Source organism: Sphingomonas sp. BRN-1R (assembly GCF_057748035.1).
Window position 1 is genome coordinate 1,675,026 of the sequence record NZ_CM173236.1, and the last position, 18,330, is coordinate 1,693,355.

Genomic DNA, 18,330 nt, shown 5'->3' on the forward strand with positions numbered 1-18,330 from the left:
AGATCAGCCCTCCACCACTTCGAGGCCCATCGCGCGGGCCGAGCCCTCGATGATGCGCGTTGCCGCTTCGATATCGTTCGCGTTCAGATCCTTCATCTTGGCCTGCGCGATTTCCGACAACTTCGAACGGGCGATCTTGCCCGCCGAGGTCTTGCCCGGCTCCTTCGAGCCCGACTTGAGGTTCGCGGCCTTCTTGATGAGGTAGGTCGCCGGCGGCGTCTTGGTCTCGAACGAGAAGCTGCGGTCGGCATAGACGGTGATGACGGTCGGCAGCGGCGTGCCGACTTCCTCATTGCCCGTCGAGGCGTTGAACTGCTTGCAGAACTCCATGATGTTCACGCCGCGCTGACCCAGCGCCGGGCCGATCGGCGGCGAAGGGTTCGCCTTGCCGGCGGGCACCTGTAGCTTGATGTATCCGGTAATCTTCTTTGCCATATCACTCTCTCTGCGCCCCCGCGTGCGAGGGCGATCAAGTTTAGCGGTTCGTAGCGGGCGCGTTTGACGGCGCCCTCCCGCACGAATCCAATGCTGTCGCTCTGGAAGCGCGGGCGCATAGCGCAAGCGCGGGCACGGCGCAATCGTTTCCACGAGAGGCGAAGATCGTTTCGGGGTTGGATCGATTGCGGCGCGGCTGTAGATGACAGTCGCCCGACGCGAAGGAAACACCGGTAGATGCTGTCCCAGCGACAAACGATGCTCCGCCTCGCGATCATCGCGGCGATCCTCGGTGCGGTGGTGCTGGTGTTCGCATGGGTGGCGGGGTTCCTGTCGCCGGCGCGGATCAGCGGTGGCAAGGTCGCCGACGTGCTTCAGGCGGCGAACGGCAAGGTCTATCCCGGCTTCCGTCGCGCGCACGCCAAAGGGCTGTGCGTCGCGGGCCATTTCGAGGCGAATGGCGCAGGCGTCGCGCTGTCGCAGGCGGCTCTGTTCCCGCGCGGCAGCGTGCCGGTGGTCGGCCGTTTCTCGACCGGTGGCGGCAACCCGCTCGCCACCGACGGACGCAACGTCTTCCACGCGCTCGGCCTGCGCTTCGCGCTGCCCGGCGGTGAGGAATGGCGGATGGCGATCGACCATACGCCGATCTTCATCGTGTCGAACCCCGCCGATTTCGTCGCGCTCCAGCAGGCGAGCGTGCCCGACCCGAAGACCGGCAAGCCCGATCCCGGCCGCGTAAAAGCGTTCGCCGCCTCACACCCCGAGACGCAGGCGTTCCTCGATTACATGAAGACCGCGCCGCTGCCATCGAGCTTCGCCAACGGCACCTATTACAGCATCAACGCCTTCCGCTTCACCGGCGGTGAGGGCGGCGAGCATCTCGTGCGCTGGCGCTTCGTGCCCGAGGCGCCGTTCGCCGCGCTCGACAAGGCGAAGCTCGATGCGCTGCCCAATAATGCGCTGTTTGACGAGGCGCGCGCGCGCATCGCCAAGGGGCCGCTCAAGTGGCGCATGGTGGTGACGCTCGCCAACCCCGGCGACCGTATCGACAATGCGACCGTGCGATGGACCGGTGCGCACCGCGAGGTCGAGGTCGGCACATTGGTGCTCGACCATGCCGCGACCGAGGCGGCGGGGGACTGCCGCGACTATAATTTCGATCCGCTGATCCTGCCGCGCGGCGTGTCGGCGTCGGACGACCCGCTGTTGCCGGCGCGTTCGGCGGCTTACTCCGCTTCGTTCCGCAGGCGCACGATCGAGGGGCCGCACCCCGATGCGGTCAGCCAGGAAACGGGCAGCCAGGAGTCCGGCCGATGACGCGCCCGCATTGGTTCGCGCTGCCCGCGCGCGTGCTGCACTGGACGATGGCGGCGCTCATCCTCGCGATGCTGCTGATCGGTGCCGGCATGGTTTCGACCACCACCGCGCTGTATCCCGAGCTGCTCGCCTGGCATCGCCCGATCGGCATCGCCATCCTGTTGCTCGCGCTGGTGCGAATCGGCGTGCGGTTGACGCACCGCCCGCCGCCGCTGCCTGCCGATCTGCCGCCGCTGATGGCGGCTGGGGCGAAGGGGTCGCACTACTTGCTGTATGCGCTGATGCTGGCGATGCCGCTGATCGGCTGGGGCATGCAGTCGGCCGGCGGCTATCCGGTGCTGTTGTGGAAAGGCGCGGCGCTGCCCGCGATCCTGCCGCATGATCCGGTGCTCTACGGGTGGCTCCGATATGCGCACGGGCTGCTCGCCTATGCGTTCTTCCTGCTGATCCTCGCGCATATCGGCGCGGCGCTGTTCCACGGGTTGATCCGGCGCGATGGCGTGTTGGAGAGCATGACCGGCGCGACGCCACCGCACGATGCCGCCTGATGTGGTTCAGGCGGGCGTCTCGGTAAGCTCGACGATCTCGAACGTATAGCTTTTCCAGCCGCGCTGCTTCGCGGCCTCTTTGGCGGCGGTCGTCTTGCCGGTCGCGTCGCGCAGCGAGGTCGCGTGGCCCCAGAACACCTCGGGTCGGCCCGCGCCGGTATCCGCCACGATTCGCCAGTAATGCGTGAACGGCTGCGCGGTCGGCCCGATCGTCTTGACGTAACCGTCGGCCATCGTTGCGGTGAGGTATCGCTTCTTCTTCGCCATGCCGCCGCGACCAAAGGGAGATTGGCGCGCCCGGAGGGATTCGAACCCCCGACCAAGGAGGTAGAAGCTCCTTGCTCTATCCAACTGAGCTACGGGCGCGCGCTGCGCCCCGGTTAGCGGCATTTGCGCGTTTGCGAAACGACGATATGACGGTTGTGCCGGAAGGGGGCGCGATCGATGCTGGACAAGGTGACTGCCGCCGAGCTGCGCGGCCGGCAATTCCGCTATTACGACTTTGTGATGGTCGCCTTCGTGGTGATCCTGGTGCTGTCCAACGTGGTCGGCGCGGGCAAGCGCGCGGTGATTGATTTGCCGGGGATCGGGCTGTGGCCGTTCGGGGCAGGCATCCTTTTCTTCCCGCTGTCCTACATCCTCGATGACGTGCTGACCGAGGTGTACGGTTTCGCGCGTGCCCGCCGCGTGGTGTGGGCGGGGTTCGCGGCGATGGCGTTCCTCGTCGCGATGGAGTGGACCACGGTCGCGCTGCCCCCCGCCGCCGACTGGGGCGGGCAGGCGCATTATGAATATGTGTTCGGCGCGCCGCCGCATCTCATCGACAGCTTTCCCTATGTCAGCGTCGGCATCGGCGGGCGGATCGCCTTTGCCTCGCTGTGCGCGTTCTGGGTGGGCGATCTGCTCAACTCCTATGTGCTCGCCCGCATGAAGATCCTGACCGACGGCAAGTGGCTGTGGACGCGCACGATCGGCTCGACCATCGTCGGGGAAGGGGCGGACAGCCTCGTCTTCTACCCGCTCGCCTTCTACGGTCTGCCCGATTGGCCAGTGCAGGCGATGCTGATGGTGATGCTCAGCCAGTTCGTCCTCAAGGTCGGCTGGGAGGTACTGCTCACCCCCGTCACCTATGCGGTGGTCGGCTTCCTCAAGCGGCGCGAAGGCGTCGACGTGTACGATCGCGGCACCGATTTCTCACCGTTCCGCGCGAGCGTGTAAGCCGACTCGCACCACCGCCGCTCGCGCACCGCTCGTCGCTGCTCAACGGGACGTTAGCGTTTGCGAAACCAAGCCGACCTACCCGCATTGGGGCCGGCGCGAAGTATCATGTGCGCCCGAACCAAAGGTGCGACATGCGTTTCTATCAGGCGACCAGCTTCCTGTTCCCGCGCAACTTCCACCTTCGCCTGTTCACCTTGTGCTTCGGCGCGGTGCATCTGCCGCTGATCGCCTTTTGCCTGAGCGAGGCGGTGGTGCGAAATTGGGAGTGGCAATTGTTCGTGCCGCTGCTGCTCGCGACGCTGGTCGGCACCGCCGGTGCGATCGGCGCGGTGTGGGCGCTGCTCGCGCCGATCACGCGGGCGACGGCATCGTTGCGCGCGCTCCAGCGCGGCGAGCGGATCGCGACGGTGCCGGAAGGCGGGCCGGACCTGATCGGCGAATTGCTGCGCGGCGTCGCCCGCGCCGCCGCCGAGACCAATGCGCGGATCGAGCGGCTGAGCGACGCCGCCGAAAAGGACGTGCTCACCGGCTTGCGCAACCGGCGCGGCTTCCTCGATGCGGTTGCGCCCTTGCTCCGGCGCGAGCGGACGTCGGTTATGGCGATGCTCGACCTCGATCATTTCAAGGCGGTCAACGATCGCTTCGGCCATGATGTCGGCGATGCGGTGCTGCGCGCCTTCGCACAGCGGCTCGAGAGCGGGATGCGCCGCTCCGATCTCAGCGCGCGCTGGGGCGGGGAGGAGTTCGCGGTGCTGCTGCCCGATACCGGGCTCGACGAAGCGCGCGACCTGATCGAGCGGATTCGCACCGGCTTGCGCAGCCATCCGATCGAGGCCGGAGTGGGCCAGCCCGTCACCTTCTCCTGCGGGCTGGCGGTCGCGCGCGACTATACGACGCTGGCGCTGGCGATGCGCAAGGCCGACGAGGCGCTCTACGAAGCCAAGCGCGCCGGCCGCAACCGTACGACGGCTTAAGCGCCGACGGTTTCGAGCAAGCCTTCGAACAGCCGCCGGCCGTCGTCGCCGCCGTGCGCCGCCTCGATGCGGCGCTCCGGATGCGGCATCATGCCCAGCACGTTCCCGCCCGCGTTGAGCAGCCCCGCGATGCCACGCGCGGACCCGTTGACCGCACCCGCATAGCGGAACGCGACGCGGCCCTCGCCCTCGATCCGGTCGAGCGTCTCGCCATCGGCGAAGTAATTGCCGTCGTGGTGCGCGACGGGAATCGTGATCGTCTCGCCCTCGGCATAGCGGCTGGTGAAGGCGCTCTGCGCGTTCGCTACGGTCAGCGCGACCGGGCGGCACACGAAGTTGAGCCCTTCGTTGCGCATCAGCGCGCCCGGCAGCAGCCCCGCCTCGGTCAACACCTGGAAGCCGTTACAGATGCCGAGCACCGGTAGTCCCTTGTCCGCCGCCTCGACCACCGCGCGCATGATCGGCGAACGGGCCGCGATCGCGCCCGAGCGGAGATAGTCGCCATAGGAGAAGCCGCCCGGCACCGCCACGAGGCCAACGCCGTCGGGCAGCGCGGTATCGCCGTGCCACACCATGTCCGGCTTCACGCCCGTCACGCTCTCCAGCGCCACCGCGATGTCGCGGTCGCAGTTCGAGCCGGGGAAGACGATGACGGCGGTCTTCATGCGCGTTCGATCCGGTAATTTTCGATCACAGTGTTGGCGAGCAACTGGCGGCACATCGCATCGAGCTGCGCGTCGTCGGTCTCGTCCGCGACGTCGAGTTCGATCAGCTTGCCCTGCCGCACATCGTTGACACCGGCGAAGCCAAGGCCGTCGAGCGCCTTGTGAATCGCCTTGCCCTGCGGATCGAGCACGCCCGGCTTCAGCGTGACGAAGATGCGGAGCTTCATGGGCGGTTGTCCTGACATGGAAAAACTGCGCGTCGCTATGGCGGCGTGACGCCCGCGCCGCAACCCTTCTCTCAGAACAGCGCCGCCGGCCAGCCCAGCGTCACGCGCGCGCCATAGCGCCGCAAGGGGCGGCGCGGCCACGGACCGGTGAGGTAGAGCGGCGCGTATCCGCCAACCTCCTCACCGCGCAGTTGCGCGGCGATGCGGTCGCTACCGATCCAGCGCTCGTCACCCGCGAACGGCCGCCGCAGCGCGACCGCGCGCACCTCTCCGCCGTCTTTTGCCGGGCCGTCGATCAGTTGGTGGTAATCGAACGAATTGGCTTGCCGGCCGTGCGCGTCGTCGATCCAGGCGGTCGCGAAATAGAGGTCGCTCCAGATGCTGCCGCGCGGCTCGGTGAAGATCAGCAGCCGGGCAGGGGTGTTCGCGGCGACCGGCACCGGCTCGACCTTCACCGCCAGCAGCGCCATGAACGGCAGCGCGAACGCGAGCGTCGCCGGGCGGCGGATCCCAACGATCGCGAAGCGCAGCGCGAACAGCCCGAACAACGGCAGCAGCCATTTGAAGTAATGCACATTATTGTAGCGCCACAGCCCGCTCGGCAGCAGATCGACATAGGCGAGCATCAGGCACGTATAAAGCGTTGCGGCGGCGGTGAGCGCGGCCGCGGCTATGCGCTTTTCGCCGATGCAGCACGCCTGCACCAGTCCCGCCACGCCGAGCAGCAGCCACGGCGCGCGCGCGAGCAAGCCCGTGCCCTCGCCAAACCACGCGCGCGGATCGACGAGCAGGACGTATGCCTTCCAGCCGAGCCACGCGAAATTGAAGCCATAGCGGGTCGAGAACAGCATGTACGGGCTCGGGGCAGGCCCATAGACGAGCAGCCAGGGGATCGCCGCCAGAACGAGCGCCGCGCTTCCTGCGCCGATCGCAACCAACACAGCGCGGTGCCCCGGCGGAGGCCGGGGTCGAGTTACGGAACGATCATGGAGAGGCGCTGCGCTGCGTGTCCGAGACCGCTCGAACATCAATCCGACCTCCGCCGGGGCACCCCGCAAGAGTGCCGCCATTCCCAGCAAGCCCGCAAACACCACGATCGGCGCGTCGCCCGGTCGCGCGAACGGCGCCAGCGCGACCGCCATGCCGAGTCCCGCCGCCGCCCAGCGCCCCGGCCGCTCCGCCACCCACAGCTCCGTCGCGAAGCCGAACGCCAGCCACAGCAGCGCCGCCGATGCGGTGGTGGTCCACGGCTCGATCCATGTCTTGGCGAAATCAAACTGTAGCAGGGTCGTCACCGCGAACAGCGCGGCGGCCGGCCACGCGCGCACGCCGAACGCCGCCGCCACGCGCCGGAAGCCGGCAAAGGCGAGCAGATAGCAGGCGAGATCGACGAGGAAGAACGGCTGGCGCGGCCACAGCGCCACGAACGGCGCGCCGAACATCGGGTACAGCAACGGATACCAATGCTCGGCGGCGGCGAAATCGCCATGCGCCAGCGCCGCCGCCGAACGGACGTACAGCGTCTGGTCCTGCCAGCTCAGCCAGTACGGGTCGCGGACCGCCGCAGGCGTCACCACGCGCAACCACGTCGCCAGCCACGCGAGCGCCAGCGCGGCGAGCGGCGCGGTGCGCGCGAGGCGGCGGATCACGCCCGGTGCTTACTTGCCGCGGTTCTGCCGGTGCTGTTCGAGATCGAGCACCGCATTGTCGGCACCCTCGGGCAGCAGGCCGAGCCGCCGCGCGACCTCCTGATACGCCTCGACCTCACCGCCGAGATCGCGGCGGAAGCGATCCTTGTCGAGCTTCTCGTTGGTGGCGATGTCCCACAGGCGACAGCCGTCCGGGCTGATCTCGTCGGCCAGGATGATCCGGCCGAAATCGTTATCCCAGATCCGCCCGAACTCGAGCTTGAAGTCGACCAGACGGATGCCGATGCCCGCGAACAGCCCGCTCAGGAAATCGTTCACGCGGATGGCGAGGTCGGCGATGTCGTGCATCTCCTCCTGGCTCGCCCAGCCGAACGCGGCGATATGTTCGTCGGTGATCATCGGATCGCCGAGCGCATCGTCCTTGTAATAATATTCGATGATGGTGCGTGGGAGCTGGCCGCCCTCTTCCATGCCAAGCCGCTTCGCGAGCGACCCCGCAACGACGTTGCGGCACACCACCTCGATCGGCACGATCTCGACCTGGCGGATCAACTGCTCGCGCATGTTGAGGCGGCGGATGAAGTGCGTGGGGATGCCGATGTTGCCGAGCAGCGTGAAGATATGCTCGGAAATCCGGTTGTTGAGCACGCCCTTGCCGTTGATCGTGCCCTTTTTCTGGGCGTTGAACGCGGTGGCGTCGTCCTTGAAATACTGGATCAGCGTGCCCGGCTCCGGACCCTCGTACAGGATCTTGGCCTTGCCCTCGTAGATCTGGCGGCGGCGAGCCATGCGGCGATACCTTCGAAATGAGCGGCCCCGGCACGCGGCAGGCGCGGACCGGGGCGGGAAGGCCTGAGGCTATATCGGAACGGTGCCGGGGGTGCAATCAGTCGCTTGGCGGGGCAGCGTCAGTCACGCGACGGGTGATGCGCCGGCGCAACGGCCAGCGCCAGCCGAGCCGCCGGAGCCCTAGCAGCAACGTCAGCAGCGCGACCCACGGCAGCGCGACGATCACGAAGGTGAGCAACGCCGCCAGGCTGCTCCCGAGCGACTCTCCGGCGGTGCGGGCGCTGTGGCGAACGGGAGCGAACATCGAACCCGCGTTCGATGACGCATAATCCACGTCGATCTGCGACATCGCGACACGCTGGCGCAGTTCGGCCTGGAGGCTGCGTGCCGCGTCGAGGTCTTCCTGCGTATCGGAATACGCTTTCTCGGCTGCCACGAGATCACCGACGTTGCCGCTGCCGTGCTGGATCAACGCGAGCAGCCGATCCGCCAGAGCCTGTTTGGCGCGGACACGCGCGTCGGTATCGATGGTCTGCTTGGTGATATCCTCGGCATTGGTCGAGCGCGACTGGACCGCCCCGCCGGCGGCGACGACGACAGCATCGAGTCGGGCGTTGAAGCCGTTGGCGATCGTCGCCGCCACCAGCAGGCTGGTCTGGCCGTTCGCGCCGCCCTCGGCGTTGTCGGTGCCGGTCCCGCTCTTGACGATCCGGCATCGCTCGCCGCCCAGCGAGGTACATAAAGCGACCTGCTTCGCCTGCACTTCGGTGATGCGGCCCGCGTCGACGCGGTACATGACCGAATAGCTGTACGCGATCTTGGGCGCGCCCGAGGTATCCGCAGCCGGGGCGGCGACGTCGAACGTGTTCATCTTCGCGGCGTGATTCGCCTTGTCGCAGCCCGCCAATGCGGCGCAAGCGATCAGCAGCCAACCAAAGCGCATCGTTCCCCCTCCCGAGCATGTTACACTGTAACCTAGCCGATCGGGGCGGCGGGGCAAGTGCGTCCTGAAGCGAACGTCAGCGGCAATCCCGCCGCTTGGCCTCGCGCTGCCACGGAGCGTCGAACTGCACCGCGTTGAGGCAGACGAACACCGCCGCCATCTTGCTGAAAACCTTATGGATGATTTCGCTGACCTGCTGATGCTGTGCGGCCCATTCGGGGCCATGAAAATCGTCGTGCATGGCTATCCTCCTCGTTTCCAAGTTCGGTGCGCGCGGATTGCATATGCCACCGCCGCCCCGCCGCCGCCAACAAAGCGCTCGACACGATCGACAAGCGCCGCTTATCAACTCCTCATGCGCCGCATTCCGCCCCTCGCTGCCGTCCGCGTGTTCGAGGCGGCGGCGCGTCACGAGAATTTCACCGCCGCCGCCGCCGAACTCGGCATGACGCAAGCGGCGGTCAGCTATCAGATCAAGCTGATCGAAGAGCGGCTCGGCGTGCCGCTGTTCCGGCGCGAGAAGAAGCGCGTGCTGCTTACCGAGGCGGGGCGCCGGCTGTCGCCGCAGGTGACGGGCGCGTTCGATACTCTCGACACCGCCTTTGCCGCCGTGCGTGCCGACGACAATGCGCTGCTGACGATCTCCACCTCCAACACCTTCGCCAACACGTGGCTGGCGTGGCGGCTCGGCAGCTTTCAGGTCGCGCATCCCGAGATGGCGGTGCGACTGCTCACCAGCGACACGTTCGCGGACTTCGTCAGCGATGGCGTCGATGTGGCGATCCGCGCCGGACTTGGCGGGTGGCCCGAGCTTGCCGAGCACAAGGTGATCGAAATCGACTTCACGCCGATGTGCAGCCCCGGCTTCCTCAAACGCTACGGCCCGTTCGCGGCGGCGGACCTGCTGCGGCTGCCGCTCATCAGCCGGCACGATATCTGGTGGCCGGTGTGGCTGCGCGAAGCTGGCGTCGACGTGCCCGAGGGCGGACCGCCGCCGGGGGTGCGGCTCGATTCGCAGGCGCATGAGGGGCATGCCGCGATCGCCGGGCAGGGCATGGCGATGCTGACGCCGTTCTTCTGGCGCAACGATCTTGCCGAGGGCAAATTGGTGCAGCCGTTCGCGCAGGTCTCCACCCGCGGCCATGCCTATTGGCTGGTCTATCCCGAGGCCCGGCGGATGGTGCCCAAGGTCAAGCGCTTCCGCGAATGGCTGCTCGCCGAACTCGCCCGCAGCGCGCCGAGCCCGGTGTAAATCGCGCAAGCCTTCCCTCGCACGCGAAAGCCGATTAACCGGAACACATGGCCAACACCGACCTGCCGTCCGACAACCCGCCCATAGGCATCCTCGACGCGCCGTTCGACAGCGCGCTGTCGGACCGGTATCTGGTCTATGCGCTCTCCACGATTACCGCCCGGTCGCTGCCCGACGTGCGCGATGGGCTCAAGCCGGTGCATCGCCGGCTGTTGTGGGCGATGCGGCTGCTGCGGCTCGATCCGGCGCAGGGTTACAAGAAAAGCGCCCGCGTCGTCGGCGATGTGATCGGTAAGTACCATCCACACGGCGATCAGTCGGTGTACGATGCAATGGTGCGGCTCGCGCAGGATTTCGCGATGCGCTATCCGCTGGTCGACGGACAGGGCAATTTCGGCAACATCGACGGCGATAACGCCGCCGCCTACCGCTACACCGAAGCCAAGCTGACGCAGGTCGCAATCGACCTGATGGAAGGGCTCGACGAGGATGCGGTCGATTATCGGCCGACCTACAACGGCGAGGATCACGAGCCCGAGCTGTTCCCCGGCGCCTTTCCCAATCTGCTCGCCAACGGCGCGGCCGGCATCGCGGTCGGCATGGCAACCAGCATCCCACCGCACAACGTCGCCGAACTGTACGAGGCGGCGATCCTGCTGGTCGATCAGCCCGAAGCGGAGGATGCGGCGGTCGGCGGGCTGGTGCGCGGGCCGGACTTCCCGACCGGCGGCATCGTGGTCGATTCGCCTGCCGCCATCGCCGAGACCTATCGCACCGGACGCGGCGGCTTCCGCGTCCGCGCGCGCTGGCACATCGAGGATCAGGGTCGCGGCACGTGGAACGCGGTCGTCACCGAGATTCCGTACGGCGTGCAGAAGGGCAAATTGATCGAGCAGATCGCGGGCATCATCAACGAGAAGAAGCTGCCGATCCTCGCCGATATCCGCGACGAATCGGACAGCGAAATCCGTGTGGTGATCGAGCCGCGCACCGGCAAGGTCGATCCGCAGATGCTGATGGAGAGCCTGTTCCGCCTCTCCGATCTCGAATCGCGCTTCAGCCTCAACCTCAACGTGCTCGACAAGAGCCGCACGCCGCGCGTGATGAGCTTGCGTGAGGCGTTGCTGGCGTGGGTCGACCATCAGTTCGTCATCCTGCGCCGCAAGAGCGAGCACCGCCTCGCCAAGATCGCCGACCGGCTCGAATTGCTCGACGGTTATTTGATCGCCTTCCTCAACCTCGACCGCGTGATCGAGATCATCCGCACCGAGGACGAACCCAAGCCGGTGATGATCGCCGAATTCGGCCTGACCGACCGGCAGGCCGAGGCGATCCTCGACATGCGGCTCAGGCGGTTGCGCAAGCTGGAGGAGATGGAGATACGCCAGGAGCGCGACGCGCTGGAAAACGAGCGCGGCGGGCTGGAGAAACTGCTCGCCGAACCGGCCGCGCAGCGCCGCGAGTTGAAGAAGACCTTCCGCAAGCTCCAGAAGCGCTACGGCGAGGATACGCCGCTGGGCAAGCGCCGCACCACGATCGAGGAGGCCGCACCTGCGCGCGAGATTCCGCTGGAGGCGATGATCGAGCGCGAGCCCGTCACGATCATCCTGTCGCAGCGCGGCTGGGTGCGCGCGATGAAGGGGCATCTCGACGCGGCCGGACTCGAGGCGGTGAAGTTCAAGGAGGGCGACGGCCCGCTGTTCCACCTCACCGCGCATACCACCGACAAGATCCTCCTCGCCGCCGAGAACGGACGTTTCTTCACGCTCGGCGCGGACAAGCTGCCGGGCGGGCGCGGCTTCGGTGAGCCGGTGCGGCTGATGCTCGACCTCGACGGGCAGGTCGAGATCGTCGGGCTGCTGCGTGCGAGCATGGCGGAAAAGCTGCTGGTGGTCGCGAGCGACGGGCGCGGCTTCATCGTGCCGGTCGCGGAGACGCTGGCCGAGACGCGCAAGGGCAAAACCGTCGTCACGCCGCGCCCCGGCGCGAAGCTCAAGATCGTGCGCCCGGTCGATCCGGGTGACGATCAGGTCGCGGTGATCGGCGAGAATCGGCGGCTGCTGGTGTTCGCGCTGGCGGAACTGCCCGAGATGGCGCGCGGGCAGGGGGTGCAGTTCCAGCGCTACAATGGCGGCGGCCTTTCCGATGCGATCACCTTCGTGCTCGCGCAGGGGCTGAGCTGGACGATGGGCGGCGAAAGCGGGCGCACCCGCAGCGAAACCGACCTGACCACCTGGCGCGCGGCGCGGGGTGCGGCGGGGCGGATGCCGCCCAACGGCTTCCCGCGCGACAACCGCTTCTGATCGGGCCGGAAACTTTCCTCAGCGAACTGGCTACTAGCCCAATCATCCTTCAGCCACTCTTAACCAAATTGCCGTAGCGCCATTGGTCATGGCATTTGGGAAATCTGCCGCGTCCGTCGCCCGCTCACCGCTCGGCCTTGTCGAGCGGGTGTTCGGCAGCACGCCCGCGTTCGACGTTCCTGGCCGCCTGATCGGGCTGTTGCCGATCCCGGCGCTGGTGGTGCGCGCCAAGCATGGCGCGATCACGATCGATGCCGCCAATGCGCCCTTCGAACAGGCAGAGCTCGGCGGCAAGATCGGTCAGCCATCGTTGATCGACCGCATCGGCAACCGCATCTTCGCCTTTGTCGAAAGCGAGCGGCTCAACGAGGATTTCGCGCTGCAATTCGGCGATGATGTCGAGAGTCGTCACTTCCGCGTCTCGCTGGCCCGATTGACGCGCAATGCCGAGGGGCGCTGCGTCATCACCCTGGTCGACCAGACCGCCGAACTGCGCACCGAAGACAATCTGCGCCGCGAGATGCTGACCGACAGCCTCACCGGCCTGCCCAACCGCGCCGGCTTCAGCGATCGGGTGGAAGGGCTGCTCGACGAGGCACCTCCGGGGTTCCGCTATGCCGTGCTGATGATCGACCTCGATCGGTTCAGCCGGGTCAATGCCTGTCTCGGCTCGATGTCGGGCGACGAACTGCTCATCACCGTGGCGCGGCGACTGAAAGGCGTGTTGCGCGCGCATGACGTGCTCGCGCGCAGCGGCGGCGACGAGTTCGCCATCTTCCTGGCCGTGGAGGACGGGCGCAACGACGTCGCCCATGTCACCAAGCGGATCAGCGCCGTGCTGTCGACGCCGTTCCGGCTGTCCGATTATGAGATCCGCGTATCCTGTTCGGTAGGCGTGGCGTTCGGCGCGGCGCAGGTGGACGATCCCGAAGAACTGATCCGCCATGCGCAATTCGCGGTCAAACGCTCGAAAGGCAGCGGCAACGCCGAAGCCTATCAGCCGCAGGCGTTCGACATTGCGCGCGAGCAGTTCGGCATGGAGACCGCGTTGCGCCGCGCGATCGACCGTGGCCAACTACGGCTCAACTACCAGCCGATCTACGATCTCGCGAGCGGACGGCTCGTCTCGTTCGAGGCGCTGGCGCGCTGGCGCGACGAGGATGGCGTCGAGCATCTGCCTTCCGCCTTCATCCCGGTCGCCGAAGAATCGGGGCTGATCGTGCCGCTCGGCCGCTGGGCGCTCGAGGAGGCGGTGCGCACGCTGGCGGATTGGGATACGCGACACGGCGGCGATTGCGGCGTCAAGTTCGCGGTCAATCTGTCCGCGATCCAGCTCCAGCGCGACAGTATCGCGCCGTTGCTGCAAAGCGCGCTCACCACCTACGGCCTGCCGGGCTCGCGCTTCACGCTCGAACTTACCGAGAGCGCTCTCGTCACCGATCCCGACCGGATCGCAGGGATCATGCACGCGCTGAAAGGGCTGGGCACGACGATCGCGATGGACGATTTCGGCACCGGCTATTCGAACCTCGCCTATCTCCAGAAATTGCCAATCGACATCCTCAAGATCGACCGCAGCTTCGTGACCGGCATGCTCGCCGACCGTGACAAGGTGGCGATCGTGCGGGCGATCCTCAGCCTGTCACAGGCGCTCGGCATGCAGACCACCGCCGAGGGAGTGGAGACCAACGAACTCGCGCAGACACTCGCGGCACTCGGCTGCACCTACGGGCAGGGCTTCGTCTATGCGCGTCCGCTCGAGGTGGAAGACGCCTATGCGTTGCTGGAATCGCGCCGCCACTGATCGAGCGCCGCCGCGACGATCGCGTCGAGCCCGGACCCCTCGGGAAAGCCCGCGAGCACCCATTCGCGCTCGACGGTGCGGAGCAGCCTTGCGACCTCCGGCCCCTTGCGCACGCCAGCTTCGACGAGCGCACCGCCGCCGAGCGGCAGGCGCGGCGCTTCCCAGCCGGTGAGCGCGGCCGCATCGCCGACCGGGCGATCCGACAGCAGCAGCCGGTCGACCGCGAGATCGATGCCGAGCGTATAGGCGATCGCCCGCGCGGACTCGTCCCCGGCGGCTTGCGTCGCGCTGATGAGGCGACGACGATCGAGCTTGGAGAGCTTGAGCCGCGCGCCGACATCCTCCGCGACCGCCTCGTCGCACGGCAGCAGCGCGGCGAGGCGACGGATCGCGTTGGCAGCGATGCCGCCCTCCGCCTCGCGCGCGGCCAGCGTGGCGAGCCGGGCGGCATCGGTGATCTCCGGCAGCACCGGGCGGAAAATGCCCTGCTCGATCATCAACGCGACGGTCGGCACCGCCCGATCCGCCAGCAGCAACTTGAGCAATTCCGCCGCGATCCGCTCGCGCGAGAGCGCCATCAGGTCGTTGGCGCGCGCCGCACAGGCGGCGAGCCCCTCGGCATCCACGTCCGCGCCGAAGCGCGCGTGGAAGCGGAAGAAACGCAGGATGCGCAGATGATCCTCGGCGATGCGCCGCAGCGGATCGCCGATGAATCGCACCCGCCGCGCGGCGAGATCGTCGATCCCGCCGAAATAGTCGAACACCTCGGCACTGACCGGATCGGCATAGAGCGCGTTGATGGTGAAATCGCGCCGCGCCGCATCCTCCTCCCACGCCTGCGTGAAGGCGACCGTCGCGTGGCGGCCGTCGGTCGTCACGTCGCGGCGCAGCGTCGTCACCTCGACCGGGCCGCCAAGCAGCACGGCGGTGATGGTGCCGTGCGCAAACCCGGTCGGCACCGCCTTTATGCCGCCCGCGCGCAGCCGGTCGAGCACGTCCTCGGGCGGCAGTTCGGTGGCGAGATCGACGTCGGCCACGGGAATGCCGAGCAGCGTATCGCGCACCGCCCCGCCGACGAACCGCGCCGCGCCCGTCCCCAGCACCGCACATAGCCGATCGAGTTCGGGTTGGAGACGCCACGCCGCATCGGGCAGGATCAGCCCGCCCATCGCAGCCGCCGCGAGAGGTTGACGATCATCGCGGCGGTCGCGCCCCAGATGCGCTGGCCGTCCCACTGCATCTCGTAATAATGCCGGTTCCTGCCCTGCCACTCGACCGTCGCCTCGAGGTGATTGCCCGAGTCGAGCAGAAAATCGAGCGGCACCTCGAACACTTCGGCGACCTCGGCGGCGCTCGGCACCAGTTCCACATCGGCCGGCACGACGCCGATCACCGGCGTGACGAGGTAGCCGGTGACGGTCCGATACTGGTCGCTCGTGCCCACCACCGATACCTGCGCGCGGGACAAGGCGATCTCCTCCTCGGCCTCGCGCAGCGCGGCGGCAACCGCGTCGGCATCCTCGGGATCGACGCGACCGCCGGGGAATGCGACCTGCCCGGCGTGACGCTTCATCTTCTCGGTGCGGCGCGTAAGGATCACGCCGGGGCGCGGCCGGTCGGTGACGGGCACCAGCACCGCCGCCTTGACCAGCGCGTCGGAATAGACCGGACCGGCATCCGCCAAATCGCCGGTCAGCAGCGGGACGTCGTGCCGCGCATGGCCGAGGACGAGTGCCTGCCGCAGCCGCTCGGCCAACATCACGCCGCCGGCTCCAGCGGGAAGAACGTGCCCTTGCTCCACAGCCCCGGCGGGTCGCCGCCGCCCGCGATCGCGAGGTTGGCGAGTTCGTAATAGACCGACCGCGAGACCAGCGCCTCCATCCGCCCGCGCACGCCGAGATAGGGGCGGGGGCCATCCTCACCGCCCGCGAAGCGCAACGGATGGTCCGGCCCGGCGGTGACGAGATCGCCGGTGTTGAGCCGGAACACCAGTGCCTGCGCGGGGCCGCTGCCCTCCGCCTTCAGCTCGACCGCGACGAACGGCGCATCCTCGACCGCGATGTCGAGCTTCTCCACCGGGGTGACGAGCACGTAGCCGCCATCGGGCTCGCGCCGCAGGATGGTCGAGAACAGCCGCACCATCGTCTCGCGCCCGATCGGCGTGCCCTGGTGATACCAGGTGCCGTCACGCGCGATTCGCATCTCGCTGTCGCCGCAATGCGTGGGGTTCCAGCGCTCGATCGGCGGCAGTTTCTGGTCCTCCGCGAGCCGCGCGATCTCAGCGAGCGACAGCGCGGACAAATCGGGGATCGGGTCCATCGGCATGCCGCAGGCGGTAGGGCAGCCCCGCGCCTGCGTAAAGCGCGGTGCGTAAACTCAGGCGTGCGCGGGCAGCCCCGGTGCGAGCATGCCGGCGCCCGTCGGTGCCGCGCCCCGCGCCAGCAGCCGGCGCTGCTCGACCGGGCCGGGCGCGCGCCACAGTGCGGTCGCGCGTGCATCGAAGCCGAAGAAGCGGCCATAATATTCGGGATCGCCGATCAGCATCAGCGGCGGCGCGCCGGTCTCCTCGGCAACGCGGATCGCGTGGCTGGTGAGTCGCTGGCCGATGCCTTCGCCCTGCCGCGCGGGCTCGACCGCGATCGGGCCGACCATCACCAGCGCGTCGCTGCCGCCATCGTCGCGCGCCAGCCGAATCGGCCAGCACTGGATCGAGCCGATCAGCGCCGTGCCGTCCAGAGCCGCGAAGCTGAGCGCTGGCAGGGCGGCCGTGCCGCGGCGGATCAGATACGCGGTGCGGCGGTGGCGATCCGTCCCGAAGGCGTGGTCGAGCAGCCGCTCCACGGCGACCGGGTCGATCTGGGCGAGGGGCACGAGTGTCGTCACGGGCACGGGTTCCAGCAGCGCCGGCGAGAGCAGGGCCGGGGCCGCGCGCTTTAGCGTCGGTCCGCCTGAACGCAAGCGGAATGCGGACGGTCGCCGCCTTTCGCTCGGGCCGGCATCTGCTATGGGGCCGCTTTGAAGAAGTTTGAGGACGCTTGCGTTGGACGATCGCCTGAGCCTGGAAGTGCATGATCTCGAAGTGCAGGTGCTGACCGGCATCTATTCGGAGGAGACTCACCTGCCGCAGCCGCTGCGCATCTCGCTGACGGTCGATCTCGACTGTCCCGCGCATTTCGCGCCGGATGATCCGCTCGGCCAGTCCAAGAACTATCTAGATCTCAAGCGCGCCGCGACGACCGCTTTGCCGACCGGCGTACACTTCACGCTGATCGAAGCGGTGGCCGACCATATCGCCGGCACCTTGTTCCTTCAGGACAAGCGGGTGCGCCGCGTGCAGGTGAAGATCGTCAAGCTCGCGATCTCCGAGGCCGGCGAATCGATCGGCATCACGCTGGTGCGCAACCGCCGCTAATCGTTCGCGGCGCGGTCGCAGCGGCCGAGCGACTCGACCACGACTTTATAATCCTCCTGTGCGACGCTCGCCTCGGCGGGGTCGATGCCGGCGGTGCTGTTGTCCGGCAAAGCGGCGGGCAGGCCGCACGCGAGGCGATACCATAAAAGGGTATCGTGCGCGGGCGGTGCCGCATTGGGGTCCGCCAGATCGCCGATCGAGGGCGACCAGCGCGGCGGCTCGCCCTGTTTGCGCACGACGTTGAGCGAGATCGGACTGCCATCGGCGGTGGTGAGGAAGATTTGCGTCTCGCCTTCGCCCGGCAGCGTGCCCGGCGTGTGGAACGCGTTACCCACCCCGGTGATCGCTGGCGGTGCACCCGTCGCGACAAGTTCGGTGGCGATGCGGCGGGTCAGCGCGTCCGCCTCGGGCGACCAAGCGACCTGCCCGTCGAGCGCGACAAGCTGGATCTGCCCGGGTTCGCGGGCCGGGCGCGCGAACAGCAGCACGCGCTGCTTGCGCAATCTGGGTATCTTACCGCGCGCATCGAGCGGAACGTCGGCGATGTAGCCGATCGTCGGCGGCAGCGCACCCGGAGCGCGGATCAGCGCGGCGACATCGGCCTCTATATAGAGCCGCGCGTACCCCGGCTTCACATCGGCCGCGGCTGGGCCTTTCAGCGGCGTCACGTCATGGATCGCGGCGTCCACGATCGTCGGCGCCGCCACAACCAGATCGGCGAATCGGGTATAGGACAAAGGCGACATCGCCGATTCGGAGGGCATTGGCTGCGGCTGCTGGGCGGAACGGGC

21 protein-coding genes and 1 tRNA gene are annotated in these 18,330 nt (G+C 67.8%); 8 read left to right on the top strand and 14 right to left on the bottom strand.

Annotated elements, in window-relative coordinates:
* Nucleotides 1–3 precede the first annotated feature (3 nt).
* The gene (gene rplK, locus AC3ANX_RS07670) at nucleotides 4–435 is read right to left on the bottom strand and encodes a 50S ribosomal protein L11 (protein WP_488336401.1); all 432 of its coding nucleotides are present in this window, start codon (nucleotides 433–435) and stop codon (nucleotides 4–6) included.
* A gap of 258 nt (nucleotides 436–693) precedes the next feature.
* Between rplK and AC3ANX_RS07675 the strand changes: the two genes are divergently transcribed.
* Nucleotides 694–1,752, top strand: coding sequence for a catalase family peroxidase (locus tag AC3ANX_RS07675; RefSeq protein WP_488336402.1), 1,059 nt, complete (start codon nucleotides 694–696; stop codon nucleotides 1,750–1,752).
* Nucleotides 1,749–2,300 (top strand): cytochrome b, encoded by a 552-nt coding sequence (locus AC3ANX_RS07680; protein ID WP_488336403.1) that lies wholly within the window; start codon nucleotides 1,749–1,751, stop codon nucleotides 2,298–2,300. The genes AC3ANX_RS07675 and AC3ANX_RS07680 overlap by 4 nt, the downstream gene beginning before the upstream one ends.
* A gap of 6 nt (nucleotides 2,301–2,306) precedes the next feature.
* Here the strand turns inward: AC3ANX_RS07680 and AC3ANX_RS07685 are convergent, their stop codons facing one another.
* Nucleotides 2,307–2,567, bottom strand: a complete 261-nt coding sequence (locus AC3ANX_RS07685) for a hypothetical protein (protein WP_488336404.1) — start codon at nucleotides 2,565–2,567, stop codon at nucleotides 2,307–2,309.
* A 22-nt stretch (nucleotides 2,568–2,589) separates the two neighbouring features.
* Nucleotides 2,590–2,666: transfer RNA gene (locus AC3ANX_RS07690), tRNA-Arg, on the bottom strand.
* 78 nt (nucleotides 2,667–2,744) lie between these two features.
* On the opposite strand from AC3ANX_RS07690, the gene AC3ANX_RS07695 reads away from it, so the two are divergent.
* Together AC3ANX_RS07695 and AC3ANX_RS07700 are read left to right on the top strand one after the other, a co-directional pair.
* The gene (locus tag AC3ANX_RS07695; RefSeq protein ID WP_488336405.1) at nucleotides 2,745–3,518 is read left to right on the top strand and encodes a queuosine precursor transporter; all 774 of its coding nucleotides are present in this window, start codon (nucleotides 2,745–2,747) and stop codon (nucleotides 3,516–3,518) included.
* 134 nt (nucleotides 3,519–3,652) lie between these two features.
* On the top strand, nucleotides 3,653–4,495 hold the full coding sequence (locus AC3ANX_RS07700; RefSeq protein ID WP_488336406.1) for a GGDEF domain-containing protein: 843 nt from the start codon (nucleotides 3,653–3,655) through the stop codon (nucleotides 4,493–4,495).
* Here AC3ANX_RS07700 and purQ read toward each other — a convergent pair.
* The 6 genes from purQ to AC3ANX_RS07730 form a co-directional block, all read right to left on the bottom strand.
* Nucleotides 4,492–5,160, bottom strand: coding sequence for a phosphoribosylformylglycinamidine synthase subunit PurQ (gene purQ, locus AC3ANX_RS07705; RefSeq protein ID WP_488336407.1), 669 nt, complete (start codon nucleotides 5,158–5,160; stop codon nucleotides 4,492–4,494). The two genes, AC3ANX_RS07700 and purQ, sit on opposite strands and share 4 nt — an antisense overlap.
* Nucleotides 5,157–5,387, bottom strand: a complete 231-nt coding sequence (gene purS / locus AC3ANX_RS07710) for a phosphoribosylformylglycinamidine synthase subunit PurS (protein WP_488336408.1) — start codon at nucleotides 5,385–5,387, stop codon at nucleotides 5,157–5,159. Before purS ends, purQ begins: the two co-directional genes overlap by 4 nt.
* Before the next feature lie 71 nt (nucleotides 5,388–5,458).
* The gene (locus AC3ANX_RS07715; RefSeq protein WP_488336409.1) at nucleotides 5,459–7,036 is read right to left on the bottom strand and encodes a hypothetical protein; all 1,578 of its coding nucleotides are present in this window, start codon (nucleotides 7,034–7,036) and stop codon (nucleotides 5,459–5,461) included.
* A gap of 9 nt (nucleotides 7,037–7,045) precedes the next feature.
* Nucleotides 7,046–7,825: a phosphoribosylaminoimidazolesuccinocarboxamide synthase gene (gene purC / locus AC3ANX_RS07720; protein ID WP_488336410.1), complete on the bottom strand. Its 780-nt coding sequence runs from the start codon at nucleotides 7,823–7,825 to the stop codon at nucleotides 7,046–7,048.
* Between the two features lie 97 nt (nucleotides 7,826–7,922).
* On the bottom strand, nucleotides 7,923–8,768 hold the full coding sequence (locus AC3ANX_RS07725; protein WP_488336411.1) for a DUF4349 domain-containing protein: 846 nt from the start codon (nucleotides 8,766–8,768) through the stop codon (nucleotides 7,923–7,925).
* Nucleotides 8,769–8,844: 76 nt separating this feature from the next.
* A complete protein-coding gene (locus AC3ANX_RS07730) occupies nucleotides 8,845–9,009 on the bottom strand; it encodes a hypothetical protein (RefSeq protein WP_488336412.1) in 165 nt (54 codons plus the stop codon).
* 114 nt (nucleotides 9,010–9,123) lie between these two features.
* Between AC3ANX_RS07730 and AC3ANX_RS07735 the strand changes: the two genes are divergently transcribed.
* The 3 genes from AC3ANX_RS07735 to AC3ANX_RS07745 all read left to right on the top strand — a co-directional run bounded on the left by AC3ANX_RS07735 (nucleotide 9,124) and on the right by AC3ANX_RS07745 (nucleotide 14,127).
* Nucleotides 9,124–10,020: a LysR substrate-binding domain-containing protein gene (locus AC3ANX_RS07735; RefSeq protein ID WP_488336413.1), complete on the top strand. Its 897-nt coding sequence runs from the start codon at nucleotides 9,124–9,126 to the stop codon at nucleotides 10,018–10,020.
* A gap of 47 nt (nucleotides 10,021–10,067) precedes the next feature.
* Complete coding sequence (gene parC / locus AC3ANX_RS07740; protein ID WP_488336414.1) at nucleotides 10,068–12,323, top strand: DNA topoisomerase IV subunit A; 2,256 nt, start codon at nucleotides 10,068–10,070, stop codon at nucleotides 12,321–12,323.
* An 88-nt stretch (nucleotides 12,324–12,411) separates the two neighbouring features.
* Nucleotides 12,412–14,127 carry a putative bifunctional diguanylate cyclase/phosphodiesterase gene (locus AC3ANX_RS07745; RefSeq protein ID WP_488336415.1) on the top strand — a complete coding sequence of 572 codons (1,716 nt, stop codon included), beginning with the start codon at nucleotides 12,412–12,414 and terminating at the stop codon, nucleotides 14,125–14,127.
* Here AC3ANX_RS07745 and AC3ANX_RS07750 read toward each other — a convergent pair.
* Genes AC3ANX_RS07750 through AC3ANX_RS07765 form a run of 4 tightly spaced genes read right to left on the bottom strand, consistent with a single transcriptional unit; the run spans nucleotide 14,097 to nucleotide 17,010 of the window.
* Nucleotides 14,097–15,296, bottom strand: a complete 1,200-nt coding sequence (locus AC3ANX_RS07750) for a CCA tRNA nucleotidyltransferase (protein ID WP_488336416.1) — start codon at nucleotides 15,294–15,296, stop codon at nucleotides 14,097–14,099. The two genes, AC3ANX_RS07745 and AC3ANX_RS07750, sit on opposite strands and share 31 nt — an antisense overlap.
* Nucleotides 15,284–15,889: a CoA pyrophosphatase gene (locus tag AC3ANX_RS07755; protein WP_488336417.1), complete on the bottom strand. Its 606-nt coding sequence runs from the start codon at nucleotides 15,887–15,889 to the stop codon at nucleotides 15,284–15,286. Before AC3ANX_RS07755 ends, AC3ANX_RS07750 begins: the two co-directional genes overlap by 13 nt.
* Nucleotides 15,886–16,452: a DUF1285 domain-containing protein gene (locus tag AC3ANX_RS07760; RefSeq protein ID WP_488336418.1), complete on the bottom strand. Its 567-nt coding sequence runs from the start codon at nucleotides 16,450–16,452 to the stop codon at nucleotides 15,886–15,888. Before AC3ANX_RS07760 ends, AC3ANX_RS07755 begins: the two co-directional genes overlap by 4 nt.
* Nucleotides 16,453–16,503: 51 nt before the next feature.
* Complete coding sequence (locus tag AC3ANX_RS07765; protein ID WP_488336419.1) at nucleotides 16,504–17,010, bottom strand: GNAT family N-acetyltransferase; 507 nt, start codon at nucleotides 17,008–17,010, stop codon at nucleotides 16,504–16,506.
* A gap of 157 nt (nucleotides 17,011–17,167) precedes the next feature.
* On the opposite strand from AC3ANX_RS07765, the gene AC3ANX_RS07770 reads away from it, so the two are divergent.
* Complete coding sequence (locus AC3ANX_RS07770; RefSeq protein ID WP_488336420.1) at nucleotides 17,168–17,539, top strand: dihydroneopterin aldolase; 372 nt, start codon at nucleotides 17,168–17,170, stop codon at nucleotides 17,537–17,539.
* Here the strand turns inward: AC3ANX_RS07770 and AC3ANX_RS07775 are convergent.
* On the bottom strand, nucleotides 17,536–18,303 hold the full coding sequence (locus AC3ANX_RS07775; RefSeq protein ID WP_488336421.1) for a hypothetical protein: 768 nt from the start codon (nucleotides 18,301–18,303) through the stop codon (nucleotides 17,536–17,538). The two genes, AC3ANX_RS07770 and AC3ANX_RS07775, sit on opposite strands and share 4 nt — an antisense overlap.
* Nucleotides 18,304–18,330 lie beyond the last annotated feature (27 nt).

Bases quoted from the DNA above. Each gene is read 5' to 3' on its own strand.
- purS (WP_488336408.1), bottom strand. From the start codon at position 5,387: ATGAAGCTCCGCATCTTCGTCACGCTGAAGCCGGGCGTGCTCGATCCG.
- AC3ANX_RS07775 (WP_488336421.1), bottom strand. From the start codon at position 18,303: ATGCCCTCCGAATCGGCGATGTCGCCTTTGTCCTATACCCGATTCGCC.
- purQ (WP_488336407.1), bottom strand. From the start codon at position 5,160: ATGAAGACCGCCGTCATCGTCTTCCCCGGCTCGAACTGCGACCGCGAC.
- AC3ANX_RS07730 (WP_488336412.1), bottom strand. From the start codon at position 9,009: ATGCACGACGATTTTCATGGCCCCGAATGGGCCGCACAGCATCAGCAG.
- AC3ANX_RS07680 (WP_488336403.1), top strand. From the start codon at position 1,749: ATGACGCGCCCGCATTGGTTCGCGCTGCCCGCGCGCGTGCTGCACTGG.
- purC (WP_488336410.1), bottom strand. From the start codon at position 7,825: ATGGCTCGCCGCCGCCAGATCTACGAGGGCAAGGCCAAGATCCTGTAC.
- rplK (WP_488336401.1), bottom strand. From the start codon at position 435: ATGGCAAAGAAGATTACCGGATACATCAAGCTACAGGTGCCCGCCGGC.
- AC3ANX_RS07685 (WP_488336404.1), bottom strand. From the start codon at position 2,567: ATGGCGAAGAAGAAGCGATACCTCACCGCAACGATGGCCGACGGTTAC.
- AC3ANX_RS07675 (WP_488336402.1), top strand. From the start codon at position 694: ATGCTCCGCCTCGCGATCATCGCGGCGATCCTCGGTGCGGTGGTGCTG.
- AC3ANX_RS07760 (WP_488336418.1), bottom strand. From the start codon at position 16,452: ATGCCGATGGACCCGATCCCCGATTTGTCCGCGCTGTCGCTCGCTGAG.
- parC (WP_488336414.1), top strand. From the start codon at position 10,068: ATGGCCAACACCGACCTGCCGTCCGACAACCCGCCCATAGGCATCCTC.
- AC3ANX_RS07735 (WP_488336413.1), top strand. From the start codon at position 9,124: ATGCGCCGCATTCCGCCCCTCGCTGCCGTCCGCGTGTTCGAGGCGGCG.
- AC3ANX_RS07695 (WP_488336405.1), top strand. From the start codon at position 2,745: ATGCTGGACAAGGTGACTGCCGCCGAGCTGCGCGGCCGGCAATTCCGC.
- AC3ANX_RS07700 (WP_488336406.1), top strand. From the start codon at position 3,653: ATGCGTTTCTATCAGGCGACCAGCTTCCTGTTCCCGCGCAACTTCCAC.
- AC3ANX_RS07750 (WP_488336416.1), bottom strand. From the start codon at position 15,296: ATGGGCGGGCTGATCCTGCCCGATGCGGCGTGGCGTCTCCAACCCGAA.
- AC3ANX_RS07725 (WP_488336411.1), bottom strand. From the start codon at position 8,768: ATGCGCTTTGGTTGGCTGCTGATCGCTTGCGCCGCATTGGCGGGCTGC.
- AC3ANX_RS07745 (WP_488336415.1), top strand. From the start codon at position 12,412: ATGGCATTTGGGAAATCTGCCGCGTCCGTCGCCCGCTCACCGCTCGGC.